This is a genomic window from Frankia sp. CeCAU1 (genome assembly GCF_977971845.1).
Genome location: NZ_CDWWXA010000011.1, coordinates 41,743 through 64,251, shown reverse-complemented (window position 1 = coordinate 64,251; position 22,509 = coordinate 41,743). Strand labels below are relative to the sequence as shown.

Below are 22,509 nucleotides of genomic sequence, written 5' to 3'. Positions count from 1 at the left end.
CGGCGACACCGCCCCCCGGCCCGCCCCCCGGCCCGACGCCGGCACCGACGCCGGCACCGACGCCGGCGATGGCGCAGTCGCGCTTCTTGTCGTCCCAGTTGAACCAGTCGTCCTTGCCGTCCTTGCCGTCCTTGCCCTCCTTGCCGTCCAGGCCGTTCTTGCCGTCCAGGCCGTTCTTGCCGTCCCTGCCGTCCAGGCCGTTCTTGCCGTCCAGGCCGTCCCTGCCGTCGTCGATCCGATCGGCCCGGATCCGCTTGTCGCCGTCGATCTTGTCATCGCGGTCGCGGTCCTTGCCGTCCAGGCCGTCCTTGTCGCCGAAGAGGCCCCACCCGTCCTTCTTGTCGTCGCACCGGTGGTTGCCCTTGTCGTCGAGGGCGTGGGCAGCGGCCAGGCCGGGCCCGAAGGTTAGGGTGACGCTCGCCGCGCTGGATATCGCGAGAACGGCGGCGCTTCGACCCATACCTTTCTTCATCTGGTCCCCTCTCTCACGTACGGTGATCGATTCGTTACTGCGAGTGATACCATAGCGACTGAGTGTGGGGATGCGGGTTAACCGCCCGGGCGTGGTGCGGCCGGATCGACCTCCTTGTGGCGGCGATCGGGTTGCTTTTTCGGTCTAGTTCGTCCAGTTTTTGGTGATCTCGGAATCGTTGAGACCGGTGCACCTCGCTCACAAGCATGCCGTTCACGGAAAGTATCTTCACTGATTGGTAGAGTCATCGTCGGTGGTTTCGTGGCCATGGAACGTGACGGTTCGGAGCCGCAAGCGGTGCGCCGGACGATCCACCTCGGGAGCGATCCGCACGCGTACGTGGACGATCGACGGGCGGGATGGCGGGAGGAGCTGTGAAAGGTGGGACGGGCGGCGGTAACCAGCGGTCCGCGGACGGCGCACCGACGGCCTTCTCCGTCCGGACACCCGTCGCGGGTCGGCGCATCCCGCTCTGGCGGTGGCTTCTCCTCGTCGGGGCGGTCCTCGTCCTCGGCAGCGGTTTCCGGCTGGCGGAACCGGCGTTCGATGCCGTCCATGGCGCTCCCGGGGCGGACGCGACGGCCGACATCGCCGACCTCCCGCCGCCGCCCACCCCCGTGCCGACGACCGGCCGGTTCGGGCTACCTCCCGCCGTCCCCGAGCAGCCGGTGGTGGTCGTCAACAATCCGTCCCGGCTGCGCATCCCCCGGATCAGGGTGGACGCTCCGATCATTCATCTGGGTCTGAACCCGGATGGCACGCTCGGGGTGCCCAAGGCATGGGGAGATGTCGGCTGGTATGACCGCGGTCCGGCGCCTGGTGGCATCGGCCCTGCCGTGCTCGTCGGCCACTACGATTCCACCACCGGCCCGGCGGTCTTCTACCGGCTGCACGAGCTCGTGCCCGGCGACCGTGTCGAGGTCGCTTCGCCGACCGGCGTGTCCACGACGTTCGTCGTCGATCGCGCGGAGAACGTGGTGAAGTCGAGGTTCCCGACGAACCGGGTCTACGGACCGGTAATCCGCCCTGAACTGCGCCTGATCACCTGCGGGGGCGCCTTCGACCGGAAGGCCAGGCACTATCTCAACAACCTGGTGGTGTACGCGCACGCCGAATCCTCGGCAGGAGCCGCGCCCGTCGTGCCGGCCCGGTCTGCGGCGAGCGTGCTTCCGCCGAATCCGTCGCGGGGGCCCGTACCCGGGCAGCCGTCGCCCGGGCAGCCGAGGCCGGCGCAGGTCGGTTCCGTCCCGAGTGTGAACCCGCCGCCCGCACCCTGACGACCCGGCCCGTTCCGCTGCCGGATCGCCGACGAGACAGCCGGCGAGATCTACGACACGTCGATGCTCGGGGCGTCGTGACGACCGGACGCGAGGTGGCGTGATCAAGCCGCCGACGGACACCCGGCGTGACGGCATCCGTACTTCTTGCCGAGCAGCGACGGCCTTCTGGTGCCGTGTTCAAGCGTTGGGGTGGGGGTGATTGCGAGCCGCCCGGGTATGTCCACTATGGTCATCAACGGCACTTCTGTTCTACCGATCCATAGGTGTCCGGATTATGAAGTGTCTGCTACATGTCATACAGATATACCTATTTTGATAGAGATACCCGTCGGACCGATGTGCCTGGTCCTGCCCCCGGTTCGGCGGCCCCTCCGAGTATGTCGGGGCAGGTGCGGGGGGCCGTGGTTCCGGGTGTGGCCGGCGGATCCGGCCGCGTTCCGGCGGTGACGGCACTGACCGGGTCGTCGGCCGCCGGGCTGGCCAGCCCGAACCCGACAGCTCCCTCGTAGGCGCACGGGAAGGACACGTCTTGCCCCGTCGTGGTATGGCCTGGCTTCCGGAGGACTGGGACCAGTTCGTCCGGAATCGTCAGCGCCCGCCGGCGCCCCACGGCTCCTCAGGCTCCGGCGCGGCTCGCCGCCGTACCACTCCTCCTCCGCGACGCGCGGTCACCATCGCCGCGTTCACCACCGGGACGATCGCGGCCTCGACCGCCGCCTTCGCGGCCACCGTCCCCGGGGGCGCCGACGGAACCTCGTCACTGGAGTCGAACTCCCTCACCCAGGAAGCCGCGCTCGTCCCGGGACACCACGCCACCGGCGGCGATGCAGCCTCGGCCCGCAGGCTCGCCCCGTTGGCCACCGCCATCGCGGACCACGACCCCGTCTTCACCAGCGTCTCGATCGCCGCGGACAAGACCTCGGTCGCGCCCAACACCCCGGTGCTGCTCACGGTGCGGGCGTTGGAATCGGACAGCGGCACCCCGCTTGCGAACCAGGACGTCCGTATCGTCGTGGTGAACGGTCCCCAGTGGCAGACCTCCACGAGGTTGCGGACCGACGCGAACGGCGCCGCGCAGATCACCGCGCGCCTGCTCTCCACGACGACGATCACTGCGGTCTTCGACGGATCGAACGCCCTGCGTCCCTCCGTGGCCGGCGCCGCCACGGTGACGATCGCGAGTCCGACGGGTTCGGGACGGTCGGGTCCGGGACGGTCGGGTCCGGGAGGGTCGGGTTCCGTCATCGACCAGGCGATCCCAAAGGTCATCCCGGGTAGCTCGATCGGGGAGAAGGCCGTCTACCTCGCGTCGTTGAACAAGGGTAAGCCGTATGTCTGGGGCGCGGAGGGTCCGTACTCGTTCGACTGCTCCGGACTCGTCCAGTACGTCTTCAAACAACTCGGCCGCTCGCTGCCGCGCGTGGCCGAGGACCAGTACCGGGTCTCGATGAAGGTGCCCCAGTCCGGCAAGCAGCCCGGTGACTTGATCTTTTATGGTACTCCTGGGAATATCTACCATGTCGGCATCTACGCCGGGAATGGGTATATGTGGGCTGCCCCGCAGACCGGCGGTGTCGTGTCGCTGCGGCCCATCTACAGCTCCACCTACAAGGTCGGCCGCATCCTCTGAGCCCGGTCCCACCTGACCCGGTCCGAACGCCGGGGTACCCCGCCGGCGGATCCCTCTCCGCTCCCCGTGCCCCACGATCCGCTAGCGTCAGCGATGTCCGGCCCGTCGGCGGGGCGTTGCGGCCCCCACCGGGCCCGGACGTCCCCACCGGCGCCGAACCCGTCGGGTGGGGACCTGCGGGAGTGCCGGGTGCGGTGGGCTGCCGTTCACCGCCTTCGCGGCGCGTCGCGCCGCCCAACCGGTGGAGGAGAGACGGCCGCATGACCATGCCCACCGCCTCGGACCGGATCTGGACGGTTCCGAACGCGCTGTCCGCCCTGCGGCTGCTCGGCGTGCCGGTCTTCCTCTGGCTGGTGCTGGGTCCGAAGGCGGACGGTGCGGCGCTCGGCGTTCTCGCGTTCGCCGGAATCAGCGACTACCTGGACGGCAAGCTCGCGCGGGTGCTGAACCAGACGAGTCGCCTCGGCGTCCTGCTGGATCCCCTCGCCGACCGGTTCTACATCCTCGCCACCATCGTCGCTCTGACCCTCCGCGGGATCGTGCCGGTCTGGTTCGCGGTTCTGCTCCTTGCCCGCGACGTGGCGTTGCTGGCGCTGCCGCCGTTGCTGCGCAGGATCGGGGTCGGCGTCACACTGCCCGTGCACTACCTGGGCAAGGCTGCGACGTTCAACCTGTTGTACGCCTTCCCTCTCCTACTGCTGTCCGCCGGGGATTCCTGGCTGGCCACCGCGGCACGCCCGGTCGGATGGGCGTTTGCGATCTGGGGTACTGCCCTGTACTGGTGGTCTGGTCTTCTGTACTTCGTCCAGGCCGGCCAGCTCGTCCGGCGCTTCCGGGCGGACGCCCGGACCGGCGCAAGTGGGAGGTGACCGGTGAGAGCCGTCGTCATGGCCGGTGGCGAGGGCACCCGGCTGCGTCCGTTGACCGCGAACCTGCCCAAACCACTGCTCCCTGTCGTCAACCGGCCGATCATGGAGCATGTGCTGCGCCTACTCAAACGGCACGGCTTCGACGAGACGGTGGTGACCGTCCAGTTTCTGGCCTCGATGATCCGGACATACTTCGGTTCCGGTGACGAGCTCGGGATGCACCTGTCGTACGCCACTGAGACGACCCCGCTGGGCACCGCCGGCAGCGTGAAGAACGCCGAGGACGCCCTGCGGGACGAGGCGTTCCTGGTCATCAGCGGGGACGCGCTGACCGACATCGACCTCACCGACCTGGTTGCCTTCCACCGGCGTCAGGGCGCGCTCGTCACCGTCGCGCTGAAATCCGTCCCCGACCCGCTCGAGTTCGGCATCGTCATCACCGGCGAGGACGGACGGATCCAGCGCTTCCTGGAGAAGCCGACCTGGGGGCAGGTGTTCTCCGACACCGTCAACACCGGCATCTACGTGATGGAGCCCGAGGTGCTTGCCCAGGTGCCGCCCGGCGAGGCGGTGGACTGGTCCGGCGACATCTTCCCCCGGCTGGTCGAGGCGGGTGCCCCGGTGTACGGTTACGTGGCGTCCGGGTACTGGGAGGACGTCGGCACCATCGCGAGCTTTCAACGGGCCCAGGCCGACGTGCTCAACCGCCAGGTCGACGTGGAGATCGGCGGTTTCGAGGTGTCCCCCGGGGTGTGGATCGGTGAGGACGCCGAGGTCCATCCGGAGGCGATCCTCAAGGGGCCGCTCGTGGTCGGTGACTACAGCAAGGTGGAGGCCGGCGCCGAGCTGCGGGAGTTTTCCGTGCTGGGCAGCAACGTGCTGGTGAAGAGCGGCGCGTTCCTGCACCGGGCGATCGTCCAGGACAACGCGCTCATCGGCCCGCAGACGAACCTGCGCGGCTGCGTCATCGGCAAGAGCACCGACGTGTTGCGGGCGGCCAGGATCGAGGAGGGCGCCGTCGTCGGAGACGAGTGCGTCGTCCGCGAGGAGGCGTTCGTCTCCCATGACGTGAAGGTGTATCCGTTCAAGACGATCGAGGCCGGCGCGGTCGTCAACACCTCCGTCATCTGGGAGTCCCGCGGCCAGCGGACCCTGTTCGGGCCGCGCGGGGTGTCCGGCCTGGTGAACGCGGAGATCACCCCGGAGCTGGTGGTGCGCCTCGCCGGCGCCTACGCCACGACCCTGAAGAAGGGGGCCACCGTCACCACCGCGCGGGACGGTTCCCGCGCCGCCCGGGCCCTCAAGCGGGCCGTCATCAGCGCGTTGACCGCCGGCGCCATCAACGTCCGTGATCTCGAGGTGGCACCGATGCCGGTCACCCGCTTCGACGTCCGCTCGTCCAACGCCGCCGGGGGGATCATGCTGCGCACCACCCCCGGAGACCCGGAACGTATCGACATCATCTTCCTGGATGCCGACGGCGACGACCTCTCCCCGGTGGCACAGCGCAAGCTAGACCGGGTCTTCTCCCGCCAGGAGTTCCGCCGGGCCTTTCCCGGTGAGATCGGTGACCTGCGTTTCCCGGCCCGTACCATGGATCTCTACATCCAGGATCTGCTCGACCGGGTTGATACCGCCGGCGTCGCCGAGGCGGATCTCAAGATCGTCGTTGATCCCTCGGGTGGCTCGGCGTCCCTGGTGCTGCCGACACTGCTCGGCCGGCTCGGCGTTGACGTGCTCACCGTCAATGGACGCGTTGACGAGATCATCCCGCCCCGCAGCGCCCTGGAGGATCTGCGGGCCACCGACCGTCTGGGCGCCCTCGTCGCCAGCTCCGGGGCGGCCTTCGGCGTGCGGTTCGATCATGTCGGCGAGCGCGTCACGATCGTCGACGAGCGGGGGGACCTCATCGACGATGACCGGGCCCTGCTGGTGTTCCTCGACCTCGTCGCGGCGGAGAATCCCGGCGCGGAGGTGGCCCTGCCGGTGACCATCACCCGGGTAGCCGACCAGGTCACCTGCTTCCACGGGCTGACGGTACGCCGGACCTCCCTGTCGGCGGCGGCGCTGACCGGGGTCGCCCGTGACGACGGCATCGTCTTCGCCGCCGACGGGCGGGGCGGCTTCATCGTCCCCGAGTTCGCCCCCGCGATCGACGGGATCGCGGCGTTCGTGAAACTGCTGGCCCTGGTGGCACGGACCCGGCTGACACTCAGCACCATCGACGCCCGGATACCTTTGGTAGCGATCCTGCGCCGTTCAGTGCCCACCCCGTGGGCGGTCAAGGGCACCGTCATGCGTCGCGTGGTGGAGTCGGTCGACCCGGATACGGGGTATGTCATCGACACCACGGACGGGGTTCGGATCGTCGGTCCGGACGGCTCCTGGATCCTGGTGTTGCCGGATCCGAGTGAGGCGGTCACCCACCTGTGGTCGGAGGGTGCCGACATCGAGGAGGCCCACGTGCTGCTGCAGCGTTGGGTCGAGGTGGTTGAGGCGCGGTAGCCGCGGCACGCGCGGCGAGGCCTTGGTCGGCGGCGCTCGGTGTCCGGTCGGTCAGAATGCCGAATGTGCGAGAACGGACCGGATGGCCACGCCGAGGGCCGGTATGCCCCGGGGCCGCCGGCCCTTCGGATCCCTGCGGCGTCTCCGGGCGGCCCCGTCGCCCCTGGCAGCGTCCCCTCGCCTTGGCCCTCGTCCTCGGCCTGCTCGGCCTGGTGATCGCGACCGGGGCCCGGCGTGCCGCGACGACGGCCGGGGAACGCGCGGAGCTCGTCGCGGCCCTGCGCGCGAAGATCCATGAGCGATCCGCCGCGACCACTGCGGCCGCGACCCGGGTCGGCGAGCTGCGCCTGCGGGTGAAGACGGCGCGGGAACAGCGCGCCCGGGCCGAGCGTGAGCTGGCCTGGGCCACGGCGGCGCTGTCGGATCTCGGGCCGGCGGCAGGCTGGTCCCCCGTGCGTGGACCGGGTGCCCGGATCGAGCTCGCGGACCGGACCGCCCCCGGGCCCGCCGGTCCCCACTCCGCACCGGCGTCCGGCTGGACCCGGATTCAAGATCGAGATCTTGCCGATCTCGTCAACGTGCTGTGGATCTCGGGTGCCGAGGCTGTCGCGGTCAACGGCGTCCGCCTGACGGCTCTCAGCGCTATCCGGGCGGCCGGTGATCTCATTCTCGTCGGATTCGTACCGGTGATCGCGCCGTACACCGTCGAAGCGGTGGGTGATCCGGACGATCTCGTGCGGCGTCTCGAGGAGTCCGCCGTGATCGACCGGCTGCGGCATCGTCCCGACTCACCGGTGACCTCCCTGTCGGTCGTCACCGTCAGAAACCTGACCCTGCCCGCGGCCGATCCCCAGGTGCTGCGGCATGCTCGACGGAGCGAATCATGATCGCCGTGATAGCCCTTGCCCTGGGCGTGACGGCCGGCCTGGTGCTGGGCCCGACCGTCCCCGACTGGATGGATCCCTACCTCCCAGTCGCCGTGGTGGCCGCGGTGGACGCTGCTCTCGGCGGCGCGCGGGCCGTCGCGGAGAGGGTGTTCGACGACCGGGCGTTCATCGTCTCGTTCGTCTTCGACGTCGCGATCGCCGTCCTGATGGTGCTGCTCGGCGACCTGATCGGGTTCGGCGGCGCGTTGTCCACCGCGGTGGTCGTGGTGCTGGGCATCCGCATCTTCACCACCGCGACCGCGTTGCGCCAACATCTGATCAAGGTCTGACGATGGCGGTGACCTCGACAGGCGACCCTTCGGAATCCGGGCCCGGACGGAAGTCCGCATCCGATCCGAAGCCCGATCCGGTGCCGGTCTCCGATGCGCCGGTCTCCGATGCGCCGTCGGACCCGCCCACGTCGCCCGTCGTGGTCCCTGTCGCGTCGGAGCCGACGCCGAGCCCGGTTCCGGGGCACGTCCGGCCGGGTCGTTCCCGGACGCGGCGTGCCCTGAGCCTGGTCCTGCTCGCCGGTCTCGGTTTCGCCGCGGTCGCCGCGACCCGGTCCGCGCAGCCGTCCTTCGGACTCGCCACCGCGCGGCCGGACGAGCTCGCCGCGACCCTCGGTGCGATCGGCGCCGTCGACCGGTCCCTGGCAGCCCGGGAGCAGCAGCTCCGCCGGGAGGCGGAACCGATGATGCCGCCCGTGCCGACGTCGGTGCCGGCCCCGGCGGCCGGACCGGACGAGGTGCGTCGCGAGGCCGACCGGCTGGCGATCCTCACCGGCATAGTGCCGGTCACCGGATCGGGGCTCGAGCTGACGATCCAGGACCCTCACCGCGCGGTCGACGCCTCGATCCTCGTCGACGCCCTGCAGGAGCTACGGGACGCGGGCGCCGAGGCGATCGAGATCGCCGGGGTCCGAGCGGTCGTCTCGACCTACGTGGCCGACGAGCCCGGGCGGGGGTTGGTGGTCGACGGCACGTCGATCGCGCCGCCGTACGTGCTGCGGGTGGTGGGCGACGCCCACACGCTGGACCAGGCGATGCGGATCCCCGGCGGGGTGCTCGATACGGTAGCGGCACGGGACGGGGCGCAGGCGACCGTTCGGACCTCCGAGCACATCGAGATCCGTGCGCTGCGACCCGCTCCGAGTCCTCGCTACGCCCGTCCGGCCGGATAGGAGACCCCCGTTCCCCGGGCCAGCCGGGGAACGTGGTTCCTGGTGGAGTTCGCGGCGCGGCACGGTATGGCGTCGGGCCGGGCGGCGCAGAGCGGTCCGCGCAGTGGTCAGAGCAAGGGGAGGCGATCTCCGGTGTACCCGGACGACCTGAAGTACACCCGTGAGCACGAATGGATCCGGCTCGACGGGAGCACGGCACGGGTCGGCATCACGTCCTACGCGCAGGAGGCGCTGGGCGACATCGTCTTTGTCTCTCTGCCCGACATCGGCTCCGCGGTCCAGGCCGGTGAGTCCTTCGGAGAGGTCGAGTCGACCAAGAGCGTGTCCGAGATCTACGCGCCGATCGCCGGAGAGGTGACGGCGCGCAACGAGGCACTTGCCGGTGCGCCGGAACTGATCAACTCTGATCCCTATGGGGAAGGCTGGCTCGTCGAGCTCACGGTCGCGGATGTCGCCGACGTCCCCGGCCTACTGACCGCCGAAGAGTACGCGGAGCACGTGAAGGAAAACTGAGAGTATCTGGTTTGTGCTTCTGGTGGGTGGTGGGCCACGCCACGCCGAACAACACGGGTCGCACTCTTTTCACGACCGTGCCCGCGATGCACTAGCCTCGGAGTGCACCGGGGCACGATCGTGGACGACCCGACCGTCGCCATGTGATCATCCTGGTGATGGGGGTGGGCTGCGGACGTCTGGCTACCACCATCGCAGTGTTGGCAGAGACGTTCCCGCCGCCCGTCCGGTGGCGGCCGAAGCGGCTGGGGTACCCCGCCCGTGCGGGATCCCGGCAGGAAGCGGACGCGACTGTGTTCTGCACGAGGTGCGGACAGCAGAACCCGTCCGACGCGCTGTACTGCGCGCGGTGCGGGTCTCCTCTGGTACGTCCGGGTGAGCCCGTGGCGCCGGAGAGACCCGCGGAGCAGACGTCGACGCTGAACCTGGCGGCCGCGCTGTCCGGCATCGAGGGCGACCACGTCGACGAGTCGACCGAGCGGGACGCCGTGGCCGCCGTTGACGCGCTACCTCCCGGCTCGGCGTTGCTCGTCGTCAAGAGGGGGCCGAATGCGGGGAGTCGTTTTCTGTTGGACGCCGACATGACCACCGTCGGCCGCCATCCCGAGAGCGATATCTTCCTCGACGATGTGACCGTCTCCCGTCGGCATGCGGAGTTCCATCGCTCGCCGTACACCAAGGGCTTCTCGGTTCGCGACGTCGGGAGCCTGAACGGTACCTACCTCAACCGCGAGCGGATCGACTCGGCTGAGCTCACCAGCGGCGACGAGGTGCAGATCGGCAAGTTCCGGCTGGTGTTCCTGACTGGCGCGAGCTACGGGGGGTCAGCGGCACGGTGACGAGGAAGGACCCACGGTGAGCGGCGGCCTCGCCGCGGCATCGTCGGCCCCGCGTTCGGGCGCAACGCGCTCGGACCAGGCCGGACAGAACGCGAAGGTGCTCAACATCGGCCAGGTTCTCGACCGTCTGCGGGCGGACTTCGCCGACATCACCCTGTCGAAGATCCGTTATCTCGAGGCGGAGGGACTCGTCGAACCCGCCCGTACCAGCGCGAACTACCGCAAGTACTCGGTCGACGACGTCGCCCGGCTCCGTTACGTCCTGCACGCGCAGCGGGAGCGCTTTCTTCCGCTGCGCGTGATCAAGGAGGAGCTGGCGTCGCTCGACCGCGGTGAGACCCCGGTGCATCGGCCTGGACCCCGCGCGCTGCCCCCGCATCCGGCCCCTACCGGCCTGGACGCGTTCCTCGGGGCGGAACGGGTCAGAATGTCGCGCCGGGAGCTTCTCGCCGCCGCGGGGCTCGGCGACGAGGCCCTGACCGAGCTGGAACAGCACGGCCTGGTGGGTCCGATCGCCGGCGGCGGGTACTACGATTCCGACGCCCTGCTCGTCGCACGGACCGTGGCGCTGCTGGCCGGCCACGGCGTGCAGCCCCGGCATCTGCGGGCCGCCCGTACGGTGGCCGACCGTGAGGCTGGTCTCATCGAGGCCGCCGTCGCCCCGTTGCGGGGCCAGCGCGGTGGTGAGGGCTCGGGACGGCACGCCGAGACCGCCGATGAGCTGGCGGCGTTGCTGGTCCGCTTGCACGCGGCCCTGTTGCGCTCCCGGCTGGCGGCGGGACGATCGAGTTGAGACCAAGGTGAGGAGGCTGTCGGGGCTGCGCTCGGAGTGCCTTGCCGGACAGCCGAACCGGTGGGCGCGCTGACGCCGGACGGAAGCGGGGATACTGTCTCCCCTGTGGGGTTTTCTGGCTCCGGTCACAACATCCCGCCCCGCCCCACCTGCGAGGAGGTAGATCGGTGCATCGGCTGGACATCGTCGGCGTGCGAGTCGAGCTTCCGTCGAAGCAGCCGATCGTCCTGCTCAAGGAGGTGGGCGGTGAGCGGTATCTGCCTATCTGGATCGGTGCTGTCGAGGCGACGGCGATTGCCTTCGCCCAGGAGGGCATCACGACGGCTCGACCTATGACCCATGACCTGATGCGGGACGTGTTGCGTGCGCTGCAGACGGACCTGACCCGGGTAACCATCACCGACCTCCAGGACGGCGTCTTCTTCGCCACGCTCGTGTTCGGCAACGGGGTGGAGGTCTCCGCCCGGCCGTCCGACGCGATCGCGTTGGCGATGCGGATGGGAGCGCCGGTCTACGGGGTCGAGGCGGTCCTGGCCGAGGCCGGGATCACCGTTCCCGAGGAACAGGAACAAGAACAGGAGAGCGAGCTGGAGAAGTTCCGGGAGTTCCTTGACACGATCTCCCCGGAGGATTTCAACACCCCCGGCTCCTGAGGGTTCCCGGCTCCCGAGGCTTCCCAGCCCTTGGCGTGCCCGCCTGGGAGCAGGTCGGCCGCTGAGACTGTCAGCGAGCCGTGGCCGAGGTCGGCTGTGATCCACTGTGATCCACAGTGCGGGCAGTATCGGGGCGAGCTTCCGATTTGACCGATCTGTTGAATGACGTCCGCTGGACTCCAGACACGCCGGCTTAGATCATTGAAGGAACCGCGCGTCGCTCCTACGGTCGGGAGAGCCCGACCGTAGAGTTCGTGCCCCTGCCCGCGGTAGACGTGGCGGAACGGGCTCTCTCCGGCTCTGACCTTGCCGGGCCGTGGCAACGGCGTGATGTGCTCTGCCCGGTTCCGTGCCGACGGGTGGACGGGCGGTCCCGGATTACGGGCACAGGGGTGCCACGCCGCGGCCTCGCCGGCCGTCGGTGGTCGGGGAGTCGTGCGGTCGAGGTGATCGTGGCAGGCCGCACGACAGTGGAAACGGTTCGATCGGGCCGGGTGCCCGGGATGGCGGCGTCGGGTGACGTCGGCGGTCGGGACGGATCCGGAACGGTCCAGAGGATGGGGCTGGCATGGCGGCGAAGTGCGTACAGCGATGATCGAACAGGGCCAGCTCTTTCCGGATGAGATTCCCGAACCGCCGGGGGACGACGTCGGGTACCGGGGGCCGACGGCCTGCGCCGCGGCGGGCATCACCTACCGCCAGCTCGACTACTGGGCTCGGACCGCTCTGGTCGTCCCCAGCGTCCGCGACGCGTCCGGTTCCGGCAGCCAACGGCTGTACTCCTTTCGTGACGTCCTGGTGCTGCGCGTGGTCCGCAAGCTGCTTGAGGCCGGTGTGTCGCTGCAGAACATCCGGGTGGCGGTGGAACATCTGCGTACCCGCGGCGTGGACGACCTGGCGCAGCTCACCCTGATCAGCGACGGCTCCACCGTGTACGAGTGCACCTCGGACGATCAGGTTATCGATCTTGTCCGGGGTGGACAGGGCGTGTTCGCCATCGCCGTCGGCCGAGCCCTGCGCGACATGCGTGGCCAGCTGGCCGAACTGCCCTGCGAGCGGCCTGGTCATCCGCCGGCGACCCATCCCGGCGACGAGCTGGCCAGTCGTCGGACCCGGCGGAGCTCGGCCTAGCCCCCGCCCCTATTCGGTTCCGAACTGTCGGTGGTTCGTCGTACGGTCCGCCTCGTGACAGACAACCCGACGGTCCTCACCGAGGGCCTGCAGAAGAGCTACGGCGGCAAACGAGCGCTGGTGGGCCTGGACCTGCGGGTCGATGCCGGCACCGTGCACGGCGTGCTGGGGCCCAACGGAGCCGGCAAGACGACGGCGGTACGCATCCTGTCGACCCTGCTGCGCCCGGACGGCGGCCAGGCCAGGGTCCTCGGTCTGGACGTCGTCCGGCAGGCGGACGCGCTGCGTGCCCGGATCGGTCTGACCGGCCAGTACGCGGCGGTCGACGAGCGGCTCACCGGCCTGGAGAACCTGGAGATGTTCGGGCGGCTCTACCGTCTGCGCAGCCGCGTCGCGCGGGCCCGCGCGGTCGAGCTGCTCGAGCGGTTCGAGCTCGCCGAGTCGGCCGGTCGGCAGGCGCGTACCTACTCGGGCGGGATGCGGCGGCGGCTCGATCTCGCGGCCAGTCTGATTATCAACCCGGCGGTGCTGTTCCTCGACGAGCCGACCACCGGGCTGGATCCCCGCAGCCGCTCGGCGATGTGGAGGGTGATCGCCGATCTGGTGCAGGACGGCACGACGGTCCTGCTCACGACGCAGTACCTGGAGGAGGCCGACCGGCTGGCCCACCGGATCTCGGTGGTCGACGGCGGCCGGGTCATCGCGCGGGGTACCCCGAACGAGCTGAAGTCGCAGGTTGGTGGCGACCGGCTGGACATCGTCGTCGGTGGTGACGCCGCCGAGGATGTCCAGGCCGCCCGGGCGGTGCTCGCCCGGTTCGGATCCGGCGCGGCGACGGCCGACGGGGAGACGCGTCGGGTCAGTGCGCCGGTACCGGGCGCGAGCGTGCTGTCCGATGTGGTCCGGGGTCTCGACGAGCTGGGGGTGCCGATCTCCGACGTCGCCCTGCACCGGCCGTCGCTGGACGACGTCTTCCTCGCCATGACCGGGCGCGCTTCGGCCGGCAGCGAGACGCCGCCCGCACGTGCGGGCGGCGACGGCCGTGGCGACACCGGCAACCCTGACGACCGGGACGACCGGGATGACAAGGATGACAAGGACATGGTGACCATATGAGCACCCTCGAGCTGACTCCGGCGGGGCGCGGGCGGCTGTCGTGGGCCGTCGCTGACGCGTGGGTGATGTGCCGGCGCAATCTGATCCAGACCTGGCGGATACCCGAGCTCGTCATCTTCGCGACCATCCAGCCGGTCATGTTCGTCCTGCTGTTCACCTACGTCTTCGGTGGCGCGATCAACGTGGGTGACGGGGTCAAGTACGTGGACTACCTGATGCCGGGCATCTTCCTACAGACGGTGATCTTCGGGTCGATGTTGACCGGCGTGGGGCTGGCGGAGGACCGTCAGCGGGGCCTGATTGACCGGTTCCGTTCCCTTCCCATGAGCCGGTCGGCGCTGCTCACCGGCCGTACCCTGGCCGATCTCGCCCGCAACGTCTTCATCGTCGTGGTGATGCTTCTGGTAGGTCTGGCCGTGGGATTCCGGTTCGGGGAGACCACGGTGCCGGCGGCGCTGGCCGGGTTCGGGCTGATGCTGTTGTTCTCGTACGCCTTCTCCTGGCTGTCCGCCGTCATCGGGCTGTCGGTGAGTAGCGCGGAGGCGGCGCAGTCGGCGGGATTCATCTGGATTTTCCCGCTGGTCTTCGCCAGCTCGGCCTTCGCCCGGGTGGAGACCATGCCGGGCTGGCTGCAGGCGTTCGCCCGGCATCAGCCGGTGACGGTGACCGTCGACGCCGTGCGGGCGTTGTTCCTCGGCGGTCCGGTCGTCTCCGTCCTCCTGCAGTCCCTCGCCTGGTGTCTGGGTCTGTTGGTGGTGTTCGGGCCGTTCGCCGCGCGCGTGTACCGGCGGTCGGCCTCGCGCTGACCGGCGGGCCCGACCGCCGGACGCGGGCCGTACCCGATGTCGCCGAGGCGCGGCTCATGGTCAGGTGCGGCCCTCGGTCTCCTGGGCGTTGCCCAGCGTCGCCTCGTAGGCGAGCCATTCGGCCCGCAGGACCGGCCAGCCGTCGGCGCGCAGCAGGTCCACCACGGCGGGGTCGTCGTCGACCACGACGGCGACCCGACGGCCGGCGCCGAGCTCGCGAAGTTCGGCGCGTTTGAACACCCGAGCCGGCCGACGGTCGGCGTCCGGACGCATCCGCAGCTCACCCGGCGGCAGATCCTGCTCGGTCAGCCAGCGCCGCGTCGCCTCTCTGGAACGCTCCGGCCGGCCGGTCAGCCATACCACCTCGTGGTCTCGGGCCAGTTTGCGGGCCAGTTCCACCCCTTCGGCCAGGGGGGGATCGGCGGGCGCCGCTGCGAAGAACGCCTCCCAGTCGCTGGGACTGGCGCGCAGGAAGCGCAATCGGTGTCGGACGTCGGCCACTACCCCGTCGACGTCGATGACGGCGAGCGGTCGCTGTTTCGCCGCCGTACCTGCCGTACCCGCCGTACCCGCCGTCTCCGTGCGGCCCGCCGTGTCAGCCGTGTCAGCCGTGTCAGCCGCGTCCGTCACCGACGTTCCCTTTCCACCTGCTCATCGCCGACCTTCGCCCCTTCGATCGGTGCGCTGGCTTACCTGACCGGGACGGTTGCCCCGACGGATCATTGAACACGCGCGGCGCCGTTGATTTGGTGCCGGTCGGGGGTGGCCCGCTCGGGTGGTCCCGGCGTCGCCGTCGTCCGGAACGGCCAGGCGGCGGGTGGTTGTACCGATAACGTCGCCGATGTCGTCGCATGCTTTCGTCCGGCGATGTCCCTGTGTCCAGACCGTCGCGCCGGCAGGCCAGTTCGGCCGGTCGGCGCGTTCTGGGATGTTTGCTCCGTCGGACGTGTCATGGTCGTCGGGGGGCTCGACGCCGAGCACGGCAACACACAGTGTGGGGAGGTCGACGTGTCGGGTACCCGGCGGGCGCGCACGCTCGTGGCCGGCATCCAGTCCTCGCTGGGGGCGGCACTGGCGCTCGCCGACCGGCTGGATGAGCAGGCGGACCGGATCGAGACCGAGGTGGGCTCCGGTGCTTCCGGGAAGGCCGGTGCCTCGGGGAAGGCCGGTGCCTCGGGGAAGGCCGGTGGCCCCGGTGAGTCCGGTGCGGGGCGGCTCGACGTCGCCGGGGAGCTCGCCCGGGCCGCCGTGATCGCCCGTTCCCGGGCGCGTGGATTCGCCGGCGCGTCCTGGGCGGCGCCCGACTGGCGGCACGGCCCCTTCGGTGTCGCCCCGGTCGGCGACCGAGCTCGTTTCCGGCCCGCTCTGTGGCAGGTCGGTCAGGTCATCGTGCCGCCCGACGATCCCACGGCGCAGCACCGGACGGTGCCACTGGCCATCCCGCTGCTGGACGGCCTGAACCTGCGGATCGAGACGACCCGGTCCAGCCGGCCCGCCGCGGTCGACCTCGTGCGTGGCCTGCTGACCCGCGTCCTCGCCGCGGCGCCGGCCGGGTGGGTCCGACTCGTCGTCTACGATCCCCACGAGTTCGGTGCCGGGCTCGCCGGCTTTGCGCCGCTGCGTGCCGCCGGTGTGGCCACCCCCACGCTCACGACGCGGGCCCGGCTTGAGGAGGTCCTCGCGGAGCTGTCGGCGGAGGTGGGAAGAATCACCGTGGACCGGCTCGGTGGCCGGTTCGACTCGTTGCGGGAGCGGGAGGAGGCTGGGCTTCCGCGTTCGGAGCCCTGGCGCGTCCTGGTGCTGCTTGGTGAGCCCCGGCTGCACGACGAGGGCGCGCGGGCGCTCGCCGCCATCGCGGCCCAGGGCCCGTCCTGCGGGGTGGTGGTGATCTCCATCGTGGAGGTCCGGCCGCCCGGCGTGGAGCCGGTCCTGGGCGGCTCGCGGGACGGTCCCGATGCGCTGACGCCGCTGGATCCCGACGTCAGCGGTCTGGGAGCCGACGAGGACGAGGACTCGGTGACGGAACCCCTGCCGAGGTCGGTGGTGTTCACCGCGGTCGAGCTCCTCGCCGATCGGCCGGGATGGCTCGGGGCCGCCGCGGGAGGCTGGCGCACGTCGCTGACCGGTCTGCTGCGGGTCGAGCTGGACCCGCCGCCGCACTCCATGCTGGTCGCCGCGGTCGCGGCTCAGGTCGCCGCGGCGGCCACCCGGGAGGCCGCCCGCCCGCCCGCCATCAGCGACATGCTGCCCCGCGGCCTGTGGGAGTTCGACAGCGCCGCCGGGGTGGGTGTCGAGGTGGCGCAGGGCCCCGACGGGCCGGTGGGGTTCACCTTCGACGACGACACCGTGCACGCCCTCGTCGGCGGCCAGGCCGGGTCGGGCAAGTCGACGTTGCTCCTCGACGTGATCTACGGGATCGCCGCGCGTTACGGGCCCGACCAGGTCCGCTTCCATCTGCTCGACTTCAAGGAGGGGCTGGAGTTCGCCCAGTTTGCCGCCGGTCCGACGGACCCGTTCTACCTGCCGCACGCCGACACCGTCGGCATCGAGAGCGACCGCGAGTTCGGCGTCGCGGTGCTGCGGGCGGTCCGTGAACAGATGCGCCGCCGCGCCGTGGCGATGCGCGCGGTCGGCGCCCGCGACCTGCGAGGCCTGCGGGCGGCCGACCGGAGCTCGGCCTGGCCGCGGATCATCGTCGTGGTCGACGAGTTCCAGGTGATGCTCACCCCGATGGACTCGGTGGCGCGGGAGGCCGTCGCGCACCTGGAGGTCCTGGCCCGCCAGGGCCGCGCCTACGGGGTCCATCTGCTGCTCGCCAGTCAGACGCTGTCCGGTATCGACGCGCTTGACGCCACCGCCGGGAAGCGTGGTTCGATCTTCGGGCAGTTCGCGTTGCGCGTGGCGCTGCGTACCTCGATCTCGGAGTCACGGGTCCTGCTGTCCACGGCGAACGAGGCTGCCGGCGCGCTCTCGGGCGTCGGGGAGGCTATCGTCAACCGGCGCAACGGCCATCCTGCGGGCAACGAACTCGTCCGGGTCGCCTTCCCGGATCCGGCGGCGATAGGCGTGCTGCGTGGGCGGCTGGCGGCCACGACCGCCCGCAGTGTGCCGAATGCGAGGCCCCCGCGGGTCTTTGCTGGTCACGCCCCCGCGGTTCTTGACGACAACCCGATCTACCAGGCGTTGGACGGGCGTCCGGCGCCGACAGCCGTCGAGGCGGTTGCGGCCGAAGCGATCATCGGCGACGGTGGCGGAACCGGTCCGAGCCTGCTGGCGGGCGGTGCGTCGCCGGGGCGTGCTTGCGGTTCCGGGAGCGGCTCAGGGGACGGTGCCGAGAACGATGTCGATCCCCTCGCGCTGGTCGGCGTGCCCCTGGACCTCGCGCCGCCCGCGGTCGGGGTACGGCTCGCCGCGCTGCCCGGCCGGCATCTCGCCGTGCTCGGTCCGCTGCGTCGGGAGGCGGTCGGCATCCTGCAGGCGGCGGCGGCCAGCGTCGCCGCGCAGGTCCCGGCCGGTGGACTCGTGGCCGAGATCATCGTCGCGGAGCCGATGGCGCTCGCCGCCGCGGAGGTGCTCGCGGCGCGCGTACGCCGGGCCGGGCATCCCGTTCGGGTCGCCGATGTCACCGGCCTGCGGTCGGTGCTGGCCGGTGCCGCCGACGAGACCCGTGCCCGGGAGGAGTCCGCACTCACCGGCAGCGTGGGCCCGGTCGCGCCGCCGCTGCGGCTCGTCGTCGTCTTTGCGATGGACGCCGGCCGGGCCGGGCTGGAGGCGCGTGACCCGGTGACCCGTCGCACCGGACTGGACGACCTGCGCACGCTCACCCGCCGGGGACCGGCGCAGCGCGTGCACCTGCTGGGCTGGTGGCGGGGAGTGTCCCGGCTGGCCGAGGACCTCGGTCCGGGTAACCGGGACGACATCGCCGCGTGGGTGGCGGCCGGGGTACCCGGCAGCGACCTGTTCGTCCTGGCCGGACACCGGTCGGTGGCCGGTGGGACCATGCCGAATCGGGCGGTCCTGTTCGACCGGCACGTCCAGGCCGAACCGCGCACCGTGGTGCCGTTCGCGCCGTTGGATCAGGGGTAGTCCGATGCGGACCGACGACGGGGCGGGAAGCGACGGCGACGTGGCGGGTGTCGGCGATGTGGCGGCTGTCGGCGACGTGGGGATCGACGGCCGAGCAGGCGCCGGGAGAGGACGGAACGGGATCGTGGCTGGATCTGTGCCGGTGGATGCGTCCGATCTCGCCGACCTGTTCGGCGACGCGGGCCTTGGCGACGCGGGCCTTGGTGACCCGGGCCTTGGTGACCCGGGCCTTGGCGACCCGGATCTTGACGATCCGGCCAAGGCTGCGATGCAGTACCGGCGCCTGCTCGGTGCGTCCGACGAGGCCCGGGCCCGGGCCGGCCGCGACGCCCGCGACCGACGGCAGGACGGCCGGGCGGCCGCGCGTCGGCACCGGGACGCCGCCCAGGACATCCGGGCCAGGGTCCGCAGTGTCTGGGACCAGGTCGCCGAGCCCCTCGCCCAGTATGGGCTCACCGAGCTCGACCAGCTGCGCTCGGCGGCCGGCGACACCTCGGCCGAAGCGGCTGCCGCCGTCCCGCGGGTCGGCCTGGCGAAGAAGGGGACGGCGAATCGCGGCCTCTACCGCGACGGGGGCGGGTACGTCCCGGCCGAACCGGGCGATCGGCGGGGCCGATCATTGGCACAGGCCGGGCGGGAGGCCGACCGCACGGGACGGGGCTCGCGCGGCAGCGGCACCGGTCGGATGGCCTGCCGCTGGGGGCGGGCCGGGCTGCGCGGGATGGCCGCGCCGGCGGCCCGCACGAGCCGTCCGCCGCGCAGGTGGACCCGCGGACCGCGCCGCGCCAGGCATACGAGCTCTGCCTGGACGCGATGAGCAAGGCCGCCGAGCTGCGGGCCGTCTCCAAGGGCACCGGCCCGGCGTCGGCCGGGCTGCTGACCGCCCTTGCCTGCCTGCTCATCCTCGGGATCGTCGGACTTCTGCGGGCCTTCGTCGCCGCGCCCGCGCTGCCATGCCTGGTCGGGTCGGCAGTGGCCGCCGCCGTCCTGGTCGCCCTCGGGGCCGGCGGCGAGGATGGGGCGAAGGCGGTGTTGCGGGCGGGCACCCTGGGAGCGGGCACGGCCGCGGTGATGGTGCTGGCTACGTTCCGGCTCGCCCCGATGGAACCGGCCGGGGTGATCGCGTCGCTGGCCGCGCTCGCGGTGGGGGTCCGCTTCGGTCTCGGCCTCGGCGGCGGGCAGGCTTCGGCCGGCGCATCGAAGAGCGGTGGTTCCAGGAGCGGTGGTTCCAGGAAGGGATGAGGACGGGTGTCAGGCACGATCGCCGACGTCAAGGCGCAGCTCGACGAGGCGTTCCGGCGCACCGAGGAGGTGGCCGGGCAGTTGGAGGGCGCGCTGAGCATGATCGAGGAGGCGCAGGCGATGGTGATCGCGGCGACCGACGGCAGTGAGCACCGTGCGGTCGAACAGTTGACCAGCGCGCTGGTGGAGACACGCGACACATTGCAGACGTCGCTGGCGTCGTTGGGATCGGCCGTGCAGGAGGTTCGGGACTACCGGGACGGTCTGTAGACGGCCGGGGTGAGGCACGGCACGCCTCCCGACGTGGGACGGGATCTCCCCGTTGCGGCTTGCCGGGGCATCTGATTACAGGAGGACACGTTTCGGGTGAGAGCAGTAACCAGATGAAGGTCTGGGTAACAACGTCCTAGCCGCGTTGCAACGCGGTGCATCCGAAAGCCGGGCTTACTACAGTCCGGATTGTCCCCGTGCGCTCGGGCGCTCGGGTTCAGCGGTGCCGGACGCCGAGTACCGCCCGTGACCAGGAGGCCGCATCCGCCGTGTCGGACTTCACCCCGCTCGACCTGTCGCTCGACCTGCCGCTCGTGCTGCTGTCCAATCGCGGTCCGGTCAGGTTCGACCGGGACGCCACCGGTCGTACCGTCACCAGGGGGGCGGGCGGCCTCGTCTCGGCCCTGTCCGGACTCGCCGAGCATCTCGACGACGCGGTGTGGGTGTGCGGCGCAGCCAGCGAGGAGGACGTCGCCGTCGCGGGGGAGAGCGCCGGGAGCTCCATCCTCGTCCAGACCTATCCCTCGCCCCGGCTCGTGGAGGGTGACCCGGACGGCCCCGCCATCCGGGTCCGGCTCGTCGTTACCGATCCGACCGCCTACGCCGACTTCTACAGCGTGTGGTCCAACCCGGTCCTGTGGTTCATCCAGCACGGCCTCTACGGCCGGTCGCTGTCACCGGTGTTCACCCGGGCCGAGCACGACGCCTTCGAGAACGGCTACGCGGCGGTCAACCGGGCCTACGCCGACGCGGTGGTTGACGAGGTGCGCGCGCGGGGTGGCAAGGCGCTCGTCCTGCTGCAGGACTACCACTTCTACCTCGTGGCTGACTGGGTGCGGGAGCAGTGCCCGGATGCGGTGCTCACGCATTTCATCCACATTCCCTGGCCAGGGCCGGACGAGTGGCGCATCCTGCCCGCCGACATCCGGGAGCGGCTACTGCGCGGGCTGCTCGGTAGCGATGTGGTCGGTTTCCATACCCGGCGCTACGCCCGCAACTTCGTCCTGTGCGCCCAGGAGCTGCTCGGCCTGCCGATCGACCTGGAGCAGCTGACAGTGACGGTGGCGGACCGGGTGGTCCGCGCCCGGTACCACCCGATCTCGGTCGACCCGGCGGCGCTGGACGCTACGCAGGCCTCCGAGGAGGTGGCGGCGCATGTGGCGATGCTGCGCTACATCTTCCTCGACGATGACCGTCAGCTCATCCTGCGGGTGGACCGCACCGACCCCAGCAAGAACGTCGTGCGTGGCTTTCTGGCCTTCGGCACCCTACTCGATCAGCACCCGGAGCTGGTGGGCAAGGTCAGCTTCCTGGCGCTGCTGCAGCCCAGCCGCACCGACGTGCCGGAGTACGCCGACTACATCGCCCTGATCGGCGCGGTCGTCGCGGAGATCAACGCCCGGCATACCAAGGAGGGGCGCCAGCCGATCGACCTGCGGATGGTCGAGGACTTCCCGCTCGCCGTGGCGGCCTACTCCATCTGTGACGTTCTGATCGTCAACGCGATCGCCGACGGGATGAACCTGGTCGCGAAGGAGGTCGCGGTCGTCAACCGGCGTGGCGGCGTGCTGGCGCTGTCGGAGATGGCCGGGGCGCACGAGGAGCTGGGCGAGTTCGCCGTTACCCTGCACCCCTTCGACGTGCAGCAGATGGCCGACGCCCTGTACACCGCGCTGACGATGCCGATGGAGGAGCGCCATCGCCGGCTCACCGCGGCCGCCAGACAGGTCCGCACCCACGACGTGCGGCGCTGGCTCGACGACCAGTTGGTGGACTTGCGGCGGGTCGCCGGATTCGGGTGACCGGGCTCCCGGCGCGGGAAGGGAATGGCAAGATCGGGCAGAATGGCGAGATTGGGCAAAGGTACATCGCCATCCGGGATCGGACATGCCGATCGCGGGTAGTCTCGCACCGGAAAACGATGTGCATCGGGTCGCCGGGCGGCCCCGATGAGGACGGACGGGAGTGGACGTGGCTAGTGAGACCGGTCACCACAAGGCCAACACGGGTTCGTGGGCCGCGGTACTTCTGATCATCGTAGGCTTTGTTGCCGGGACGTTCGCCCTCCCGCTCGCCTCGGTGCCGTTGTGGATCGCGGCTGGCGCACTGCTGGTCGTTGGCGGCGTCTTCGCCCTCGCATCCAAGATCATGGAGCAGGCCTACTGAGCGCAGTGCCGATCTGGTTCACGAGGCCT

Annotated in this window: 22 protein-coding genes; 20 read left to right on the top strand and 2 right to left on the bottom strand. The window is 70.7% G+C overall.

Annotated features, from left to right (window positions below):
• Window positions 1–472: hypothetical protein (locus tag AC08OO_RS04100; RefSeq protein WP_476618253.1), on the bottom strand; the 472-nt coding region annotated here is incomplete at its 3' end.
• Window positions 473–846: 374 nt separating this feature from the next.
• Between AC08OO_RS04100 and AC08OO_RS04095 the strand changes: the two genes are divergently transcribed.
• The 14 genes from AC08OO_RS04095 (at window position 847) to AC08OO_RS04030 (ending at window position 14,716) form a co-directional block, all read left to right on the top strand.
• A complete protein-coding gene (locus AC08OO_RS04095; protein WP_476618252.1) occupies window positions 847–1,749 on the top strand; it encodes a class F sortase in 903 nt (300 codons plus the stop codon).
• 532 nt (window positions 1,750–2,281) lie between these two features.
• Complete coding sequence (locus tag AC08OO_RS04090; RefSeq protein WP_476618251.1) at window positions 2,282–3,382, top strand: C40 family peptidase; 1,101 nt, start codon at window positions 2,282–2,284, stop codon at window positions 3,380–3,382.
• A gap of 260 nt (window positions 3,383–3,642) precedes the next feature.
• On the top strand, window positions 3,643–4,251 hold the full coding sequence (gene clsA / locus AC08OO_RS04085; protein ID WP_476606987.1) for a cardiolipin synthase ClsA: 609 nt from the start codon (window positions 3,643–3,645) through the stop codon (window positions 4,249–4,251).
• Between the two features lie 18 nt (window positions 4,252–4,269).
• Window positions 4,270–6,756, top strand: a complete 2,487-nt coding sequence (locus AC08OO_RS04080; protein ID WP_476609084.1) for a sugar phosphate nucleotidyltransferase — start codon at window positions 4,270–4,272, stop codon at window positions 6,754–6,756.
• Window positions 6,757–6,938: 182 nt separating this feature from the next.
• Entirely contained in the window at window positions 6,939–7,643 is a 705-nt protein-coding gene (locus AC08OO_RS04075) for a DUF881 domain-containing protein (RefSeq protein ID WP_476609055.1), read from the top strand.
• Window positions 7,640–7,972, top strand: coding sequence for a small basic family protein (locus tag AC08OO_RS04070; RefSeq protein WP_476609056.1), 333 nt, complete (start codon window positions 7,640–7,642; stop codon window positions 7,970–7,972). The genes AC08OO_RS04075 and AC08OO_RS04070 overlap by 4 nt, the downstream gene beginning before the upstream one ends.
• A gap of 140 nt (window positions 7,973–8,112) precedes the next feature.
• Window positions 8,113–8,865 carry a DUF881 domain-containing protein gene (locus tag AC08OO_RS04065; RefSeq protein ID WP_476618250.1) on the top strand — a complete coding sequence of 251 codons (753 nt, stop codon included), beginning with the start codon at window positions 8,113–8,115 and terminating at the stop codon, window positions 8,863–8,865.
• Window positions 8,866–8,997: 132 nt separating this feature from the next.
• A complete protein-coding gene (gene gcvH / locus AC08OO_RS04060; RefSeq protein ID WP_476609058.1) occupies window positions 8,998–9,378 on the top strand; it encodes a glycine cleavage system protein GcvH in 381 nt (126 codons plus the stop codon).
• A 293-nt stretch (window positions 9,379–9,671) separates the two neighbouring features.
• Window positions 9,672–10,217, top strand: coding sequence for an FHA domain-containing protein (locus tag AC08OO_RS04055; protein ID WP_009739506.1), 546 nt, complete (start codon window positions 9,672–9,674; stop codon window positions 10,215–10,217).
• Between the two features lie 16 nt (window positions 10,218–10,233).
• A complete protein-coding gene (gene ftsR / locus AC08OO_RS04050) occupies window positions 10,234–11,010 on the top strand; it encodes a transcriptional regulator FtsR (protein ID WP_011435910.1) in 777 nt (258 codons plus the stop codon).
• A gap of 167 nt (window positions 11,011–11,177) precedes the next feature.
• Complete coding sequence (locus AC08OO_RS04045) at window positions 11,178–11,663, top strand: bifunctional nuclease family protein (RefSeq protein WP_009739504.1); 486 nt, start codon at window positions 11,178–11,180, stop codon at window positions 11,661–11,663.
• A gap of 591 nt (window positions 11,664–12,254) precedes the next feature.
• A complete protein-coding gene (locus AC08OO_RS04040; protein WP_035958339.1) occupies window positions 12,255–12,794 on the top strand; it encodes a MerR family transcriptional regulator in 540 nt (179 codons plus the stop codon).
• A gap of 54 nt (window positions 12,795–12,848) precedes the next feature.
• A complete protein-coding gene (locus AC08OO_RS04035; RefSeq protein WP_476609059.1) occupies window positions 12,849–13,910 on the top strand; it encodes an ATP-binding cassette domain-containing protein in 1,062 nt (353 codons plus the stop codon).
• Window positions 13,907–14,716, top strand: coding sequence for an ABC transporter permease (locus tag AC08OO_RS04030; RefSeq protein ID WP_476606980.1), 810 nt, complete (start codon window positions 13,907–13,909; stop codon window positions 14,714–14,716). The genes AC08OO_RS04035 and AC08OO_RS04030 overlap by 4 nt, the downstream gene beginning before the upstream one ends.
• 60 nt (window positions 14,717–14,776) lie before the next feature.
• Here the strand turns inward: AC08OO_RS04030 and AC08OO_RS04025 are convergent, their stop codons facing one another.
• On the bottom strand, window positions 14,777–15,346 hold the full coding sequence (locus AC08OO_RS04025) for a phosphatase domain-containing protein (protein WP_476609060.1): 570 nt from the start codon (window positions 15,344–15,346) through the stop codon (window positions 14,777–14,779).
• Between the two features lie 321 nt (window positions 15,347–15,667).
• Here AC08OO_RS04025 and AC08OO_RS04020 point away from each other — a divergent pair, with 321 nt between their 5' ends.
• The 6 genes from AC08OO_RS04020 (at window position 15,668) to AC08OO_RS03995 (ending at window position 22,480) form a co-directional block, all read left to right on the top strand.
• Entirely contained in the window at window positions 15,668–18,802 is a 3,135-nt protein-coding gene (locus tag AC08OO_RS04020) for an FtsK/SpoIIIE domain-containing protein (protein ID WP_476609061.1), read from the top strand.
• A 142-nt stretch (window positions 18,803–18,944) separates the two neighbouring features.
• Window positions 18,945–19,619: a hypothetical protein gene (locus AC08OO_RS04015; RefSeq protein ID WP_476618249.1), complete on the top strand. Its 675-nt coding sequence runs from the start codon at window positions 18,945–18,947 to the stop codon at window positions 19,617–19,619.
• A complete protein-coding gene (locus tag AC08OO_RS04010) occupies window positions 19,616–20,044 on the top strand; it encodes a hypothetical protein (RefSeq protein ID WP_476618248.1) in 429 nt (142 codons plus the stop codon). Before AC08OO_RS04015 ends, AC08OO_RS04010 begins: the two co-directional genes overlap by 4 nt.
• 6 nt (window positions 20,045–20,050) lie before the next feature.
• Window positions 20,051–20,314, top strand: coding sequence for a hypothetical protein (locus AC08OO_RS04005; protein WP_011435917.1), 264 nt, complete (start codon window positions 20,051–20,053; stop codon window positions 20,312–20,314).
• Between the two features lie 269 nt (window positions 20,315–20,583).
• Complete coding sequence (locus AC08OO_RS04000; RefSeq protein ID WP_476609062.1) at window positions 20,584–22,116, top strand: alpha,alpha-trehalose-phosphate synthase (UDP-forming); 1,533 nt, start codon at window positions 20,584–20,586, stop codon at window positions 22,114–22,116.
• Between the two features lie 169 nt (window positions 22,117–22,285).
• Window positions 22,286–22,480 (top strand): hypothetical protein, encoded by a 195-nt coding sequence (locus tag AC08OO_RS03995; protein WP_476608274.1) that lies wholly within the window; start codon window positions 22,286–22,288, stop codon window positions 22,478–22,480.
• The last annotated feature ends 29 nt before the right edge of the window (window positions 22,481–22,509 follow it).

Excerpts from the sequence above, each read along its gene's own strand:
- AC08OO_RS04010 (WP_476618248.1), top strand. The coding sequence starts at position 19,616 with ATGAGCAAGGCCGCCGAGCTGCGGGCCGTCTCCAAGGGCACCGGCCCG.
- AC08OO_RS04070 (WP_476609056.1), top strand. The coding sequence starts at position 7,640 with ATGATCGCCGTGATAGCCCTTGCCCTGGGCGTGACGGCCGGCCTGGTG.
- clsA (WP_476606987.1), top strand. The coding sequence starts at position 3,643 with ATGACCATGCCCACCGCCTCGGACCGGATCTGGACGGTTCCGAACGCG.
- AC08OO_RS04030 (WP_476606980.1), top strand. The coding sequence starts at position 13,907 with ATGAGCACCCTCGAGCTGACTCCGGCGGGGCGCGGGCGGCTGTCGTGG.
- AC08OO_RS04080 (WP_476609084.1), top strand. The coding sequence starts at position 4,270 with ATGGCCGGTGGCGAGGGCACCCGGCTGCGTCCGTTGACCGCGAACCTG.
- AC08OO_RS04040 (WP_035958339.1), top strand. The coding sequence starts at position 12,255 with ATGATCGAACAGGGCCAGCTCTTTCCGGATGAGATTCCCGAACCGCCG.
- AC08OO_RS04020 (WP_476609061.1), top strand. The coding sequence starts at position 15,668 with ATGGTCGTCGGGGGGCTCGACGCCGAGCACGGCAACACACAGTGTGGG.